13 protein-coding genes and 1 pseudogene are annotated in these 16,194 nt (G+C 40.2%); 4 read left to right on the top strand and 10 right to left on the bottom strand.

The features are described from left to right. Positions 1 to 924 carry a hypothetical protein gene (locus AC3KVK_RS14195; protein ID WP_490311813.1) on the bottom strand — a complete coding sequence of 308 codons (924 nt, stop codon included), beginning with the start codon at positions 922 to 924 and terminating at the stop codon, positions 1 to 3. Between the two features lie 235 nt (positions 925 to 1,159). Between AC3KVK_RS14195 and AC3KVK_RS14190 the strand changes: the two are divergent. The 3 genes and pseudogenes from AC3KVK_RS14190 to AC3KVK_RS14180 form a co-directional block, all read left to right on the top strand. Then, positions 1,160 to 1,384 (top strand): annotated as a pseudogene (locus AC3KVK_RS14190) (integrase core domain-containing protein); the annotation flags it as partial. A 325-nt stretch (positions 1,385 to 1,709) separates the two neighbouring features. Further along, positions 1,710 to 3,464, top strand: a complete 1,755-nt coding sequence (locus AC3KVK_RS14185; RefSeq protein ID WP_490311814.1) for a hypothetical protein — start codon at positions 1,710 to 1,712, stop codon at positions 3,462 to 3,464. 583 nt (positions 3,465 to 4,047) lie between these two features. Then, on the top strand, positions 4,048 to 4,347 hold the full coding sequence (locus AC3KVK_RS14180) for a DUF6172 family protein (RefSeq protein WP_490311815.1): 300 nt from the start codon (positions 4,048 to 4,050) through the stop codon (positions 4,345 to 4,347). A 76-nt stretch (positions 4,348 to 4,423) separates the two neighbouring features. On the opposite strand, the gene AC3KVK_RS14175 is transcribed toward AC3KVK_RS14180, so the two are convergent. The 7 genes from AC3KVK_RS14175 to AC3KVK_RS14145 form a co-directional block, all read right to left on the bottom strand. After that, positions 4,424 to 5,176, bottom strand: a complete 753-nt coding sequence (locus AC3KVK_RS14175; protein WP_490311816.1) for an NUDIX hydrolase — start codon at positions 5,174 to 5,176, stop codon at positions 4,424 to 4,426. Between the two features lie 130 nt (positions 5,177 to 5,306). Further along, the gene (locus AC3KVK_RS14170) at positions 5,307 to 6,842 is read right to left on the bottom strand and encodes a CHASE domain-containing protein (protein ID WP_490311817.1); all 1,536 of its coding nucleotides are present in this window, start codon (positions 6,840 to 6,842) and stop codon (positions 5,307 to 5,309) included. A 78-nt stretch (positions 6,843 to 6,920) separates the two neighbouring features. Next, positions 6,921 to 7,607 (bottom strand): hypothetical protein, encoded by a 687-nt coding sequence (locus AC3KVK_RS14165; protein ID WP_490311818.1) that lies wholly within the window; start codon positions 7,605 to 7,607, stop codon positions 6,921 to 6,923. Positions 7,608 to 7,615: 8 nt separating this feature from the next. Next, positions 7,616 to 8,353 carry a substrate-binding periplasmic protein gene (locus tag AC3KVK_RS14160; protein WP_490311819.1) on the bottom strand — a complete coding sequence of 246 codons (738 nt, stop codon included), beginning with the start codon at positions 8,351 to 8,353 and terminating at the stop codon, positions 7,616 to 7,618. 115 nt (positions 8,354 to 8,468) lie between these two features. Continuing rightward, on the bottom strand, positions 8,469 to 9,626 hold the full coding sequence (locus AC3KVK_RS14155) for a DUF3103 family protein (RefSeq protein WP_490311820.1): 1,158 nt from the start codon (positions 9,624 to 9,626) through the stop codon (positions 8,469 to 8,471). A 159-nt stretch (positions 9,627 to 9,785) separates the two neighbouring features. Beyond that, positions 9,786 to 12,851, bottom strand: a complete 3,066-nt coding sequence (locus AC3KVK_RS14150; RefSeq protein ID WP_490311821.1) for an efflux RND transporter permease subunit — start codon at positions 12,849 to 12,851, stop codon at positions 9,786 to 9,788. Beyond that, positions 12,851 to 13,900, bottom strand: a complete 1,050-nt coding sequence (locus AC3KVK_RS14145; RefSeq protein ID WP_490311822.1) for an efflux RND transporter periplasmic adaptor subunit — start codon at positions 13,898 to 13,900, stop codon at positions 12,851 to 12,853. The genes AC3KVK_RS14150 and AC3KVK_RS14145 overlap by 1 nt, the downstream gene beginning before the upstream one ends. 190 nt (positions 13,901 to 14,090) lie before the next feature. Between AC3KVK_RS14145 and AC3KVK_RS14140 the strand changes: the two genes are divergently transcribed. Then, a complete protein-coding gene (locus AC3KVK_RS14140; RefSeq protein WP_490311823.1) occupies positions 14,091 to 14,696 on the top strand; it encodes a TetR/AcrR family transcriptional regulator in 606 nt (201 codons plus the stop codon). 39 nt (positions 14,697 to 14,735) lie between these two features. On the opposite strand, the gene AC3KVK_RS14135 is transcribed toward AC3KVK_RS14140, so the two are convergent. Both AC3KVK_RS14135 and AC3KVK_RS14130 read right to left on the bottom strand, forming a co-directional pair. Further along, positions 14,736 to 15,611 (bottom strand): CHASE3 domain-containing protein, encoded by an 876-nt coding sequence (locus tag AC3KVK_RS14135; RefSeq protein WP_490311824.1) that lies wholly within the window; start codon positions 15,609 to 15,611, stop codon positions 14,736 to 14,738. A 140-nt stretch (positions 15,612 to 15,751) separates the two neighbouring features. Continuing rightward, positions 15,752 to 16,138, bottom strand: coding sequence for a DUF1294 domain-containing protein (locus tag AC3KVK_RS14130; protein WP_490311825.1), 387 nt, complete (start codon positions 16,136 to 16,138; stop codon positions 15,752 to 15,754). Positions 16,139 to 16,194: the final 56 nt, after the last annotated feature.

Here is a 16,194-nt window from a genome sequence, read left to right as displayed (position 1 = left end):
TTAAAACCTCAAGGGGCATTCTATTAACCAACCAGCAATAACACCTGCACACATATCTGAACGAGTACCACCAAAAAAATTAGGCATTATTTCAGCTAAGTCATTTTCAAGTTGCTTAAGATTTTCTTCTAGAATTTCTGCCGGAGCTTTACCTCTGGCAAACAAAGAAATTCTCTGTTTGAGTTTTTGTTTCCGTGCATTTACGCAATCAATGACTGATAAGTGTATCTGTGGATAATCCCTTTCTAAGATGTCCAGCATGTTTTGGTAAGTCAAATAAAAGTTTGAGATTGCTAACTTTTGATTATCTATTTCTTTTAAATCACCATCAGCTAATATCTCTAATTTAGGATGTAAGTCGGCTAAAAAGCCGACTTGCTCGCTAATCCAATCAGCTAGGTCAGAATCAGAAATATCATCAACATGTATTTTTATTTGGGTAAAGCAGTTTATCAAATTTTGCTTTTCTACTGGATAGTCTTCATCTGTTTGTACCGAAACCCTAAAATCATCGTCAACGAAACTCAACCCTAGATTCCTGACTTCACTAGTTTTCTTCGCAATATATTGAGCGAGTAATTTATTAGTATAACGCGGTGTAGCTAGAATCCACGACTTAACTTTTATTCCATGATTGTCAAAAATATCTTGCCAAATATCAGCATTGGTCGCTGTCAGCTTCTTCAAATCATTATTGATTTTGTCTCTTTGACTTTCATAAAGTTTTGTTGCTGAATGATTTTTGTCTGGGAAATAGCATTGGAATACTTTTCCACAGGCAGTATAACATTCTACCCCCCAGTCCCCTTCATTTTGATCAGGGATGTCAAATACGTTCTCTTGACCGTAACGATATTTAAGCAAAGATTTAAAATAAGTTTCCCAAGATTTAGGATTATTTATCTCTTCAAATTGAATTGCCATTTTTATTATTCTTTTTCCCTAAAGTAGCGACCACTATATAAGCTAATTCCTTTTTTGGAAACCATGCTTTTAGTTTGTGATATCACTGATAAATATTGAGCAAATTCTCCGTCTTAAAGGAAATCCAACATGAATTTATGTAGTTCTTCATTATTTGAATTTATTGGCGTTGCTGAAGTTTCCAATAACGAACTTACAACATACGAGTAAATGATACCGGAACATGTTGAAGCAGTTAGGTATGCGAGCAAGCATGGGTGATGTAGGAGCTTGTTGGGATAACGCTGTTGTTGAAAGGTTCTTTGGTAGCTTTAAACATGACTTTTTGCTAAAAGTGGCTCAACCAACTCGTGAACATATGAAAAATGATGTTGCTGAATATATGAAGTATTACAACCTAGAATGGCTGCACTCAGCTAATAACGATCAGTTACCAGTAGAGTATGAAAATTCTTTTTGAAAAGTGTCCGGCTGGAGTTGACCAAAACACCTTTGACAAAGGCTGTATTACGGACGTTAGGAAAAATTTAAAAAAGAAAAGCCCTCAATTTTGAGGGCTTTTGTATAGGTTGGTCGGGTCTACTTGCGGGACTAAGCACCAGTCCAAATAGGCGACCATTCTTTCGGTACATTAGCTGCCCCTTGAGCAACTAATTAAAATTCGTGTAGTATCTGCATTAAAATTGTAGAACGGATAAATAAAAATAACAATGCGGACAGACAAGGCAATTCTAACAAAGGGATTTTCAATAGAGCAAGCTTTTTTTCTAGACTGTTGGTATAACATGTCCCATGAAATGTCTCTTGATAGTGAGAGAGCTACGTTTTCAAACCCTATTCGGGGTATTAGAGAGTTATTATCACTGTATGAGGTGGGTAATAACTTTGGAGCCGCAGGCAAAAGAGTATTAGTTGGGGCTGAACTATCCGAAATCTTAGAAAATGACCTTGTAATAAACAATTCAACATACAAAGGCATAGCCCAAAGGCTTATTACTTTCCTAAACGAAAAATCCAACACGGGTGGAGACCCTGAACAATGCCGCATCAATAAACGGAGTGGTTTGGTAAAGAGCTTGTTGAGAGAGTTAAATGAGACGTTAAGTCAGAATTATCTGAAAGACTGTTTAAATGAAATTAAATCGGAGCTTGCATCCTTTGAACTAGGAGCAAAAGACGAACATTTCAAGAAAATCATATCTTTGACGAACTCTGTAATGGGAGCATTGGCTGCTAATGGTGCAGGAATGCAAGAAACAAACGCTTTTTATCGATTTATTTTAATGAAACAAGGTGAGAGCACCTTTGAACAAAGATTTGAGCGTTTGCAGTCTGCGGCATTAAGTCCAAATGAAAGTTACGAACTCACCTTTAAAATTAGAAGCAAAGCATTGGTTGATATGCTTGAAGGACAGGGTCCAAGTATTAATTTTGGTCCATTGAACATTACTCCAAAGGATGGGCGAATTTTGGAGTCAAAATGTACTTTAGAAGCACAATCTTTCACGATTGCAGGTGCTAAATCATACGACTTGCTAGTAGAGTTTGTAGACGCGCTAAGCTATACGCTGGGCAAGCAGGAAATTAACATAGAGACTAATTATACAGCGAAATCGTTATCTAGAAACCAAACGAAAAGCTTCAAAATCCATAGACCAATACCCAACCCCAATTATGAGTTTGAAAAAGAAAAGTTTTTAAATTTCTGTCAGAGTATTGAGTCTAATAATGACGATGCTTACAAAGGGATCAAAGACAATAAAATCTCTGCCGCATTTAGATTGTTGAGAGTTGGAACACTGTCAACTAGTGTAGAGTCCAAATACACCAGTTATTGGACCGCCTTAGAATCTCTCGCTAGAGACGTGTTTGATCGTCAAGGTGGAGATGATGATAGAGTAATTGCGGCTACATTACCTTGTATAGCAATAGACTATGTAACAAAGAAATTACGCTCATTTGTCAGCGCCTTCCACAATATAAACAAAGTTGACTTTGAAGTTGAAGGAGGAGAATCCTTTACATTAAGAAATATGGGACCCGCGAATTTATATGACTTTTTAGTAGAAGAAGAAAAACGTGAAGTGTTAATAAATTCGGTAGATGAATATCCATACTTCCAGTTTAAACTGCGGAATTTTTCAGAATTTTTTTCTTCTTCACTTAAAATGCACAATAGAATCGAAATGCACGAAAGGAAAGTTAGTCAGCACCTTAGACGGATATATAGGGTGAGAAACTTGATTGTTCACGATGCACAAAATATAGAAGGATTAGAGCAATTATGTGCTCACTTAGAGCATTACTTAAAAGGCTGCCTCAACACAATGCTGGAATTAATGGCCGTTAAACCTACGATCCATACTCCAAGGGAGTTTTTCATTCGATATTCAGATTTAGTGGATGAAGTCAAAGAACAACTAGATCCGTCCTCAAAAATCAAAAGTGAAAAAAATCGCCTAAAAGAATCTGAAAGGCTTAAGGGGGAAAACTATAGTGAACATAGTAAGCTTCGTGAGTTGGTACTAATACATCAATGATATGGGATAGAAAGAGATCGTCTGAACTTTACTCATTTTAACTGAAACGAATTAAAAATTAATCATAGCTGTATTCTGCTGTAAGGCGCTAAAATAAAGGCTATTCGCTGCAGTTCAAAATTCGATGATTTTTAGCAACGAAGGAATCTAGCTTTAGACCTCCACAATCTATTCGCTAGAATTCCTTTCAGTCATTAGTTTGTTTAATTCGATTATAAATGAAGACAATTCGAATTAAATGGGACAACTTTGAATCATATAGAGACCAATAGCAGCATAAAGCTTAGCAAAAGCCTATATTGATAGGCGAAAGTATCATTCTGAGCGACCAACCTGTATGTAATAAATGTAACCTACTGTATTGCTCCGTACCTACATTTTTGACACTTTGCTAAGCGAGTATAATTTAATCAGTTTGATGAAGGGGTATCACATTGACTGAAACTCAAAAATATCTTAGATGATTGCTCGATGCCATAGCGATAATTTTTGAATTCACAGTATAATAGGGTATTCACTTCAATCTTTGCCTATTGTACTTAATTAGGTGTGATTGAATACATCATTTGTAGCTAGGAAAACCATGAAAAAGACCTTTGTATTATCTCATCCAAAAATTAAGCTAGAGCGTTTGGTTGATTCATATAAGTTTGAAGCCAAAAAATATATCAAACGTGAGCGTAATAAGCAGTTGCCTGAGGGTGCAGATTTTTGGGATTTTGATTGTCGCTTTGGTCAAACTGAAGACACAGCTGAAGATATCCGCTTGTCAGCGATCAATAAATGCATTGATCACATTGTCAGTGAGCAGCACGAGTCATTTTATTTAGAGATTTTAGCTAAGCCAGGTTTCAAAAATATTGATTTCGGTGATGACGAATAAGTTACAAGCTTAAAATCTAACAATAAAGCCACGTTATTTAGCATAGGGTGGCTTTTTTGTTTGTTCGATTACAGTATTAGGCAATATATATTTCGAGTTCGTCAGCTGTTGCGGACATGCTTGGCAGCGATTGTGCTTGCAAACCCTTACCTTCTAATGCACTTCTTAAAATAGCCCGGTTGTAAGCTCCGATTTTCTCATCGTGTAAATAGTCATTAACATCCATCCAGCGAGCATCGGCAATTTCACTCGTTTGCATCACGATTTCATGATTAAGCGGGGTCAAGCGGCATACGATATAAATATTCGAAGTGTTAAATTGGCCTTTGTGATAATGACGACACCCCAGCACACGATCAAATTGAGTGTGGATCCCTGTTTCTTCAAATACTTCACGTATCACACCGGATTCAATGTGCTCTTTTGGATCGAGCATGCCGCCTGGGAACTTCCAGTTGTGTGGATGGGTGTGAATATGATCTTGCTCACGGATAGTGAGTAATTGCTGCTTATTATTGATAACTAATCCGCCGACGCCAATCGTATGGGTCGCAAAGTGAGGGATCAGTGCATTAGCTATTAGGGCTTTGGTAAATGTGAAACCTTGTTGATTACTGTGGTGGTTCGCAAAACCCGCGGCAAGAACACATGGAATTAAATGCGCTTGGGGTAATAAAATCGTTAACCATACCGTTGCATGACCCTGATCTTTCCAGTAATCGAGGGACTGCTGTAATTGTTGAGTAAACTCTTCGGGTGAGTCTGGTAATTGCTGGCCATCAATGATCATGCCGTTGTAGGGGTTAGTACGTGCATGTAAATAAGTCATGTTAACTTCGGTTTAGAGCGGATGGTTATAAAAGTAAAATACAGACCTTTTAATTTTATTTCAATGGGATAGATGCTTAGAAAGCGAGGGTGGTGAAATTAATTAGCCTGATCCTTCCTTTAATATTCGGTTAGGAAAATACAACACAATTGCGCCCTTGTTCTTTTGCTTGGTAAAGGGCAGCATCAGCTTGCTCAATAAGCTGATTTAAGTCCTTTTGCGCATCAGGAATAATCGTAGCAACTCCGATGCTGACGGTCACAATTGAACTGGAAAGGGAATTACGATGTGGAATTTGCAGTGCTTCGACATTTTGCCGGCATCGCTCGGCAATAAAGCTAACATGATTTGAAAATGGCAGTAAAATCGCAAACTCCTCACCACCATATCGCGCGACTAAGTCTGAAGTACGAGTCACGCAGTGGTTGAGTGCTTGTGCGACTTCTTTAAGGCAAACATCACCCCTGACATGACCATAGGTATCGTTAAACAGCTTAAAGTGATCGATATCGAGCATGAGCAGGGTTAAGGGGGTTTTCTCTCGGCGTGCTCGAGACCACTCGTTTAGTATTGTTTCATCGAAATAACGCCGATTTGCAATACAAGTGACACAGTCTGTTCTGCTTATGGTTTCTAAATCTAATTTTGATTGCTCAAGAAGCTTGTTTTTTATAACTAATATATAGCCAAACATCATAATTAACATCACAAACATCAGGCTAATTAAGCTGGCAATATAGGGTATCGGCGACGTAGCTTGCATAAAGTAAGCTTCATTCGGCGTGGCGATGAGAGTCCACTGACGTCCATGAATAGATTTGAGATTTTGTTTATATTGCCAATTAGTTGCAGCTTGTATACTTGAGGAGCTAGAGTGTGAAAATAACAGCCTTTTTTTGGGGTGCGTGGAATCAAGTAGCTGAATATTAAAATAAATAGAGTCAGATTTGTTGAACACTTTGGTGAGTACATCTTCAAATAAATACGCGCCAATAATGAGGCCCTTAGTTAATTTTTGGCGTTGCTCTGTGGTAATGGCCGTGTCTTTATAGACAGGTAAAAAAACTAAAAAGCCTTTTTGTTCAGCACTAAATTGTATCAAATTAATCGGTCCCGTAGCTCTTGGAAGGTTTGCTTCGATCGCTAAATTGAGTGCCGTTGCCCGCTCACTTTCAGACAATACATCAAAACCCAAGATTAACTCATTTTTTGGTTTCGGCTGAAAGTACATAACTGGAAAATGAACTGGGTGGGGTTTTGAGGGGAGCATCAGCCCTTGGCTATGCTGTTGGGTAATTTCAAAGTGAAGGTGGGTTTTGCGCATTGTATCGAGAAACTCATTACGTTTGCTTAACTCGACTTTGGGTGCCCACTCAATGGTGAGAATGTCAGGGTGGCGGGCTAAAATAGCTTGTGTGAAGTTATTAAATTCGTCTTCTGAGACAAACTTTGAGTTATCAAAAAAGCCTTTAATAGCATACAAACCTTCAAGCTTAACAGACATTTCTCGTTCAATATTGGCTGCTTTTTCATCCATTTTGTTTTTGAATTCGAGGCTGAGTGCTTGCATTTCATATTGATAAACGGCCCAACCTATTGCAATCGAAAAACACACCCCCAGGCAGGCAACAATAATGAGTGTGATAATGTTGGTATTTTTTATCAATGAGGTTTCCTGCCCTGCTTAACATAAATTTTTAATGGGTTGCTGTTAAGGATAGTCGGGCAAGCTGTGATACGCATTTTAAATGGCTTGATAAATTTGTTCTAAGGTCAATCCGTAATAAGCTGCAATTAGGCCAGGTCGCTGTATTTTATCATCTAAGATTAATCCTTGAGCCTGCAAGTTTTTCCTGAGTTGCAGGAGTGTTTTAGTTAAGTTATGTTGGGTGATCGTTGCGATCTTTTGCTCGGCTTCCATTAAGGCCAAGAGGGCGTTGAATTCATGAGGTGGCAGTGCTGTAAATCGTTGATTGACCCGCAAATACACTTCTAAAGGGGTGAGATTTTTACAGTCGCGTTGACTCAGAGCTTGCGCTAAGAACTCGTTGGACTCGAAAAGTAACAATGAACGTAGGTAGTTAAAAGGAGGCGTTTCGCCAGCTAATAAATAGTGAACCACATTTCGTTGTTGATGATTTGTTTTGGTGAAATGATCACGTAATTGCAATGCCGGAGTAAAAAAGCTTAAGGCATCTGCGCTATTGATTTGTATAATGAGAGAGGCCGGCAAGCCTGCGCTGTCTATGAATTTGGTAGCAATGTGCTGGTAAAATGCAAAACCGCTTATCGATTTTAAACTTTGTTGGTACACAAAAGCTAATAAATCAATTTGTTGTTGTTCATCACAAGCCTGATAATGGCTTAATAATTCCTTAAAGTTTTGCTGCGATAAGAGCTGAATCAATGTTTGGATATGGGGCTGCATCATTAACCTTTTTATTGATTGGTATCATTATTATATTGATTAATGACATAGCGTTCAGCCTGATTAAGCATACTGCTTAATTCACCACTTTGAATGAGCTGTTGGATTTGTTGATCAATCAATAAGCTCAGATCTTGATGTTTTTCGTGAAGGTAATGATAGAGTTTTAGGGTTGCTAAAGGTTTATCCATGGCGCGAATGTTATTAAATTGATGATGCTGAATAATCACTTTCCCATCAAGGGTATTAGTGAGGGCAACGTCAATTTTACCTTGCTCGAGTAGCTCAAACATCAACACGGTACTATGTACATCATAGATATCGGAGAGGTCTGCGGTAATATTATTAGTGTGTTTAACGCCGCGAACGCGCCCAATTCGCAGTGGAGCTAAATCACTGACAGAGTCAATAGTCAGGTTACTATCGGCACGGACAAATGCCATTGTTTCTAGGTAGTAATAGGGAGTTGGCACTCTGATAGATGTAGGGTTTTCATCACCGTAACTCCAAATTCGCATGATTTCACCATCATAAATTTCTGCATTGACTACGTATTGCGCACGGTTTCCTGGTAGAGGGGTTATGTCGATATCAATGGCAATTTTCGAGTAAATCTGTGGGAGCACAAGTCGACCGACTTCTTGCTCGAATAAGTATTCTATCGATGCAAACTTATAATGATGAGTCAGCTTAGCGTCGTTTGCTTGACTGCCAAAGCATATTAACAACAGTAAAATCCGTAAAAACACAATTTGGTAATCTATTGATTAGTGAAAAATCAATTATAGTTAACAAACTGTTATATAAGCCAGTGATATTTGAATCTCGCCAGAGCGCTCTAAACAGGGGGCTCTGGCGATTGAGTTAGCGAGGATTAATTGTTAAAGGGGCAAGTGTAATCGTGGCATTACTACTGGCACCACGATGACTTTGATAAGTCTGCCCTTCAAATAAGGTATAAAATACATCGACGTAATCATCGTCATTGGTAAACCAACCATCAGGCATCGCTTTTAGTAACTCATTAGTTAGCTGAGGAATAATGGCATAACCTTGCACTTGAGGGTCAGGGATGGTTCGCATAATTTGCACGGCTATTTCGAGTAACTTTGATGCCAATGTTTTGTAATTGGTATTGTCATCTTGTTCCATTAATAATAAATCGACTGCTTGCCAACGGTAACGCTGCCAATGAATGATCACCTGATTAGGGTAGTAGTCGGTTTTGTCGTGATCCAGATACGGTAAATCAACGATATCTAACACAGGCGTATCGCGACTGGGATCGATACCTGTGACAATACCGTATACCTCGGCCGAACCAGAAATCCACGGCTCTTGGTCGTTATTTAAACGAATTTTTTTCAGTACACTGGTCGACAAGGGTTCAACATTACTGATAGCTTCATCTTTGGCAATAGGTTTTGATGCGCCATTAAAAATGCGCTTCATCACTGCAAGACCGGCATGATGGGTTTTGTCTTGGTTTAATTCAATAATGAAGGTGGGTTGAGAGGGGAGTTCGTCAACAGAAAGAGTATGAACTTGGCCGCTTTGATCAAAAGCCTCAATATGTGTCCAGTATTTGTCATTTCCCTGTGGCGCAAAAGCAAAAAGTGGCGCGTTCCCTTGTTGCCAATCAGCCAGCATATCACTATGTGCTAAACGCATTTGTAATAAATCTGGCGTATTTGTCGGCAGGCCTTTTAGATGATGTAACGCTTGATTTGCTAACGGTAAATCTAGCTGTTGCGTGATATTTAAATGAGCGAGCTCATCAGCGCTGAACACTAAGTGGTAGTGGCTGAGTTGTTGTTTGAGTGTCGGTTCAATCGATGAAAAGTTCAGTGCAATTTTTTTTGCTAACGTCCGTTTGACTGAAGAAACGGATTGGTATTGCTCTTGTTGTGTTAACTGCTCGAGTTGGGAGGGCGTCAATTGCGAGATTGTTTCGGACGCACTGACTCCTAAACTCGTGGCGAGTGTCAATAAGGTGGCGAGGGTAGCTATTTTTGTTGTCATAATTATTCCTGTTTATTGATTGTACCTATAAATAAAACAGTAATTAGAGTAATTATTCAAGTTAAGAAATTAAAAACAGCCTTTTTTATTAGAAATATGCAGCATTAAATGGCCATGAGATAGGGAAAGCATAACTTGTCCTATCTCTATCACTGCTTATTACGTGTTGGCTGCCAATGGTTTTACTGTCTGACGGGCTCGTTTTTTGGCTAATAATAAATAAGCTACAGGCACAAAATAAAATGATAACAATGTTGTAAGTACCGTTCCCCCCGCGATGGCAACCGCAAAAGGAGGCCAAAATCCGCCACCGGCTAAGATCAAAGGCAAAAATCCACCGACTGTGGTAATGGTGGTTGAACTGATATGACGAGAGCAAGTCATGACGGCGGCAACGATTTTATCTTTATCGGCAGAGGCGTTGGTGGCGTCCAGTTCAGATAAAATTACAATAGCAGCATTGATCGCTAAGCCCATTAATCCTAATAAGCCAATAATCACAGTAAAGCCGAATGGGTAGCCGCCCAAAAAGACACTTAGTAAACCAAGCATCACAGCTTGTAGTGCATTAATTAATATTAACCCAGTGGTGGTAAATGAATTAAAAGAAATCACTAATACAGTGATCAATAACACGAGGATAATCCCCACTTGGCCAAGCAGTTTACTGACCGCTTCATTGCGCTTTTGAGATTCCCCCCCTATTTCGAGGCGATAGCCATGTGGTAAGACAAAATTAGAATTCTGCAGTGTTGCGTTAACCTCATTGAGGACTGTTTGCGGTAGCACGCCGGTGACTAAATAAGCCTCAATTATATTGACGCGTTCACCATCACGACGGGCAATTGAACCGCGCGAGGCTTTAAGTGTCGCTGCAGCGTAAGATTCAACTAAAAGAGGCTTTTCAGATAATAAAGGTGTCGTAAATAAGGCGCTGATGTCATCACGGGCTTCATCTGCAACTCTTACCCGAACAGGTACGGTTTCAGTGTTATCAATAATACTGCCGGCGACCACACCATTAAATTGCTGCTGCAACTGCATCGCCATATCGGTTAAGCGTAGTCCGGCATGATTAAGGGCTGCTTCATCAGTTTGAAGCCAAAGCTTGGGGGAGCCAGAAAGTAACGTGGGTCGAGTATGCGTAATATCCTGATGGGCAATGAGTTGAGTGCGCAAGGTTTGGCCAAGTTCGCTCAATGTATCGAGGTTTGGCCCATAAATTCTTAGTTCAATGGGCGCATTAAACGGGGGGCCTTGTTCGAGTTTTCGTACTAAAGTTTGTGCATTGGCAAAGGATTGATCAAGATCCTGTTGTAATTGGGTGATTAACTGATTTGCGCGGTTAAAATCGGTTACTTTGACAAGTGCCTGAGCATAATTATTGGCGCCACGGTTCCGTTGCAGCATATTGTAATAAAAGCTTGGAAAATTAGTACCTATCATCCAGTCGAGTTTTTCGATGCCTGAATACTGGCGGATATGTTGGTCCATTTTCACCACCGCTTGACGGGTGGCTTCGATACTTACTTGCGGGGCAAAATGCACTTCAATGTGAAACATATCGCGATCGGATGGTGGAAAAAACTGCTCTGTGAGTTTGCCTGCGCCAATAAAGCCTGCCACAGGTAAAATAAAAACTAATAATAAGGTGAGCGCTGGTTTTTTTAGGCTTAAATGGAGAGTTGATTCAAAGCGTTGACTGAGTTGCGGCAAATGAATTCCGGAGTAAAAAATTCCCGAGCGGTTATCATTTTTGATGAATCTCCCAGCAAACACAGCCACCAATGTATGAGAGATCAAATATGATCCAATTAAGGCAAAAATAACACTCAATGCAATCCCGCCAACAAACTCTCCCGAAGGTCCTGGCATCAGGACAATCGGTGCAAATGCCAAAATGGTGGTCAAAGTTGAACCAAGCAGAGGTAACCAAAAGTGCTGAACAGCTTTTTGCACAGCCGCCAAAGCACGCTCACCTCGTTGGCGTAAACGCTGCACAGCATCGGTAATGACAATTGCGTTATCAACCATAATACCTAAGGCAACCACCAGTCCGGTTACTGACATTTGATGTATCGGTAGGCCATACATATGCATGCTGACTAAGGTGAATAATACCGTCAAAGGTAAAGCCGTACCGACAATCAGTGCCGCTTTAAAACCTAAGGTGACTAATAATACCGCCAAAATTATTACAAATCCCAAAGCGATATTACCCAGTAAATCACCTAATCGTTTGTCGGTGTAACCTCGCTGATCAAAAATGGTCTGTAGACTCAATTGCGCGGGTAAATCTGTGGAGAATTGCGCTAGAACGGCATCAATTTTGTCAGAAAACTTATCAATTCTTAGGTTTGGTAGCATTCTGATTGCAAGGTAGATCCCTGGTTGACCATCGATCAATGCAATTTCACGGACTGGCGTGGTGATAGTGCGTTCTATCGTTGCTAAATCTGTCAGTTGATATTGCGCGGCATGAGTGTTTGAAGTTAACACAATTGCCCCAATGCGGGCGATGGAGTCTAAAGCGCCTGAGACTTCTATTTGCATTTGGCTGTGTTGGTTGGTCAAGGTACCGGAGGCGACCTTGGCATCGGCCCCATTAATGGCAGCATGAATTTGGCCGAGAGAAATGCCGGCTTGGCTAGCCTTATTTGCATCCACAGACACTCTTATTTCTTCAGTGTTGAGTCCAAAAAAGTGTACTAATTCAACTCCTGATACATTACGAAGTTGATTTTGTAATTCTTTTCCGTAGCGGTTTACTGTCGCAATGGGCGTCTTATCATCAGGGCTACTTAAAGAAACTATGCGGGTATAGGCATAACCTCGTTCATCATCAAGCAACGGTGTCGCGGCGTGGTCGGGTAATTGGCTACGCACATCAGAAAGCAGATCTCGCATGCGAGACCACACAGGATCGGTTTGAGTGATCTCGTCGTGTAACTCGATGGTGATCACCGATAAGCCCGGACGTGAAATAGAAGAAATGTGTTTAACTTCCGGTTGTGATTTTAATCGTTGTTCTATTTTTTCGCTAACTTGCACTTCAACGCGTTCAGCGCTCGCACCGGGGAGTGCAGTGCTCACAATAGCGTGACGATTGGTAATTCGAGGGTCTTCACTTCGTGGTAAGCCACTAATTGCTGCTAAGCCGCTGACAATTAATAATGCAACGATGAGGGCTTGAAAGCGACCATGTTGAAATAAGTAGCGGATCATCACAGCACCTTCGCAGCGTGTTGCTCAACCACATTAACGGCAATATTGGCTGATAACTTGTGCATTCCATTAGCCACAATTTGATCACCATTTGCTAGTGGTGCGGCAATATAAGCATAGCCTTTTTCGGCATAAAAAAGCTGTACAATCACTGGCTTGAGTACGTTATTTTTGATGTGATAAATCTGCCATGTACCACGCACCCCATCAGCGAGAGCATCGAGTGGTATCCAAAACCCCGGCTGCTGGTGGTAGTGTTTTAGGGTTAATTTTGCTAGCTGTCCTGCATAAACCTGACTTGTGTCTGGCAGCGCAAAGCGTGTAGTGAGGGTTTGAGTTTGCGGGTCAATACTCGCACCTTTGCTTAATACTCGGCCATTAAAAGTTTGCCCTGCAATGGTGATAGGCATGGAGTCGGTAATTGCCGCTTGCAATGTCGGCGGGATCCCAATACTAACTTGGCTATGTCTGTCTTCAATTAAGCGCACAATTGGCGTACCGGCGATGACATTTTCACCTTGGGATACAAATCGCTGGCCCAGAACGCCGTTAAAAGGGGCAAGCAGTTGAGCTTTGTTGATTCGTAAGTTCACTTCGCTCAAATTGGCCAACAAGCCTGCGAGTTCAGCTTCGATCACCGCAATATTGGTTTTGACTTGATCTAATTGCGCAGCAGCAGAGTAATTTTGTTTATCTAGCTTACTCAAACGATTTCTTTCGAGTTCAGCTTGTGCCAGTTGTGCGAGGGCTTTTTGTTGGTGTGCGGCTAGCTTTTGTTGCTCTATCACTAAAAATTCGGTGTTTTGCTGGGCGATTACTTGACCTTGTTGTACCGACTGGCCCTGATCTAATAATACTTTTTCGATTTTACCTGAAAACTCAAAACTTAAGTGCGCATCATGTTGTTTGATTACTTGACCACTGAGCTGTCTTGCTTGGAAATATCCCGCTTCTTGTTGCACTGTATAGGCGGCAACATGAACGAGGCTGTCAGCCTGATTAAAAAAAGGTAAAATGAGTAACATTGAACTGAGCAGGTATTTGAGCATTGAAATATCCGTTTGGTAGCGATTGCAAACTGTTTAATCGTTTTACAGCGAGTCACACTATTTTTATATAGTAAAAAAGCGTTTATTCTTGGTTGAAAAACAGGTTAAATAATTAAATTGGACTCGTGAGTCTAATTTGAATAAATATAAATCAATCAAACTAGACTGTCTAGTTTGATTTGAGGTAGTGATGGAAATAAATACTCTGAGTCGTTCAGAACAAAAACGACAGCAAATAATTGGTGCTGCAACAAAATTGTTTATGGAAAAGGGCTTTGTTAACACCAGTATGGATCAAGTAGCCAAGCTAGCAGAAGTGTCGAAGCAAACGGTTTATAGCCATTTTCAGGATAAGAATAATTTATTTGTAGAAACAATTACCGCGCATTGTTCTTCATCGAACTTACGCAAAGAGTTGTATCGCGATGATCAAAGTGTGGCGCAAAATTTACTCCGGATTGTGACGAGTTTTATTGAACTGGTATTTTCTCCCGAAGCGTTACGTGTGTACGATACGTGTGTGGCGCATAAAGAAGATCATCCGGAGCTAGGCACGCTATTTTTTGAAGCTGCCCCTAAGGTGGTGTTACAGCAGGTTGCGGCATGTTTAACTGAATTATCAGAAAAAGGCTTATTAAAGGTCGCAAACCCTCAATTTGCCACCGTGCAATTGTTAGGAATGGTGCAAGGTGATTGGAAAATGCGCCATGCTTTAGGTGTTGTAAAAGCCCAAGATGTACCAACCTCTGCTTATCTCGAGGATTGTGTGGCGCGTTTTATCAAAGCGTATAGCTAACATCACCGACACGGGTAGAAAATAAAATTAGGTGTTAAATTACTGAGCGGCTTTGTGGGGAACGGCATGTTTTCTTATTATGTTTATAAGTAATATTAAACTTATTGTTAGTAAAATTAATGCCCACATCAGCTCGCTCTTCCACCAATATTTAATTTTTGACGCGATATGATGCTCTATTGCAGTAGATATTTGGCTGAGCATAGCTTCGCTGAAATGTATTTTGGTTCTTAACTCACCCTCTGCGCCTTTGTTTTCATCGATTCCGAGCGACACCTCTAATTTAAAAAGTTGATAAATAAGATCTTCGTACTTAAAAAAAAGCTCAAGCCCTTCATCGGGAAGCGCTTTTATAAGTAAGCTTTTTAGTTGTTCAAAATCAGCCACACTTTGTTGGGCACGAAATTGGGGTTGCAATAAATCATAACGAATGGCATCACTCAGTTTATAAAACACTAAACGAGCATCGGGTTGTGTTTGTAAGGCGTTGGAAATATCACTTGAGCGTTTTTCGATGGTTTTCAGTAGGTTTGATTTTTTCTGGAGTAATTTAGCAAAACGATGAAATGCTAATTGGTATTCGAGTAAAGAGCTTTTAACCGCAGCTAGCTTTTTACTTGAAAAGTCGATGTCAATTAAGTGGATTTTTAGTGCAGATAAATTATTTATAATGGTATCCATCGCTTGTTGATGTTTATCTAAATATTTATCTTGATGGCGCAGCATAAAGTCTTTTTCGTGGCGACGTAGGGATAATAGGTTGCTATTCAATACTTCTGTTTTTTCTGATGCGTTTAACAGTTGGGTAAATTGAGTGTTCAGCCAATACGCCGAAAGAATCAGGCTAGCCATACTCAGGATGATTAAACCTGTCACTAAGTACAATTTATGAGTATATGAAGAGTCATTCATCATTTATATTATTTTAAAATTAAGAAGCTAATGCTTAGTATAGAAGCAAAAGCATCGCCGACATGTGTTTTTCATCTTCAGTAGTCCCTGCTTACGGGTAAGTGACACTGATAGAAATGGGTCATAAAACGATTAATTAGGCTTTATGTCATCAGAATATTTGGCAAGACCCACGGAACGGAAAAAACAGTAGGGTTAGTCAAATAAGTCAGTATTACTAAATTAGTGACCAGAGTGAGCCAAAAGACAACCCTAAACCTAGGTTTACTTGATTTATGGCGTAACAGTTGTTGGGCTAAGGCCGCACCAGGCCACCCTCCGCAGAGAGCTAACATATGCAGGGTACTTTCTGGGATTCGCCAAAGGCCCTTTTTTGCTTTAAGTTTATCTAGCCAATACACGATAAATGTCACCCCACTTAATACTAAGTACACCGCGGGCAGTAAAATTGGCAACAGCTTAAACCAAGCGGCGAACAACATTCCAATCAACATACTGTTGGCAAGATACACAGAAAATTTAGCCATCATTATTCACTCCGACAAAAGAGCCCCATACGAAAGCTAGGTTGTTAACATGGCTGATT

The sequence above is a fragment of the Pseudoalteromonas sp. J2K-J979 genome (assembly GCF_058169715.2).
Note: the sequence above shows the minus strand (reverse complement) of the source record. Positions and strands in the feature narration are given on the sequence as shown.

Coding starts and splice junctions, on each gene's coding strand:
- AC3KVK_RS14140 (WP_490311823.1), top strand. CDS start 14,091: ATGGAAATAAATACTCTGAGTCGTTCAGAACAAAAACGACAGCAAATA.
- AC3KVK_RS14195 (WP_490311813.1), bottom strand. CDS start 924: ATGGCAATTCAATTTGAAGAGATAAATAATCCTAAATCTTGGGAAACT.
- AC3KVK_RS14135 (WP_490311824.1), bottom strand. CDS start 15,611: ATGATGAATGACTCTTCATATACTCATAAATTGTACTTAGTGACAGGT.
- AC3KVK_RS14150 (WP_490311821.1), bottom strand. CDS start 12,851: ATGATCCGCTACTTATTTCAACATGGTCGCTTTCAAGCCCTCATCGTT.
- AC3KVK_RS14185 (WP_490311814.1), top strand. CDS start 1,710: ATGTCCCATGAAATGTCTCTTGATAGTGAGAGAGCTACGTTTTCAAAC.
- AC3KVK_RS14145 (WP_490311822.1), bottom strand. CDS start 13,900: ATGCTCAAATACCTGCTCAGTTCAATGTTACTCATTTTACCTTTTTTT.
- AC3KVK_RS14180 (WP_490311815.1), top strand. CDS start 4,048: ATGAAAAAGACCTTTGTATTATCTCATCCAAAAATTAAGCTAGAGCGT.
- AC3KVK_RS14155 (WP_490311820.1), bottom strand. CDS start 9,626: ATGACAACAAAAATAGCTACCCTCGCCACCTTATTGACACTCGCCACG.
- AC3KVK_RS14165 (WP_490311818.1), bottom strand. CDS start 7,607: ATGATGCAGCCCCATATCCAAACATTGATTCAGCTCTTATCGCAGCAA.
- AC3KVK_RS14175 (WP_490311816.1), bottom strand. CDS start 5,176: ATGACTTATTTACATGCACGTACTAACCCCTACAACGGCATGATCATT.
- AC3KVK_RS14130 (WP_490311825.1), bottom strand. CDS start 16,138: ATGATGGCTAAATTTTCTGTGTATCTTGCCAACAGTATGTTGATTGGA.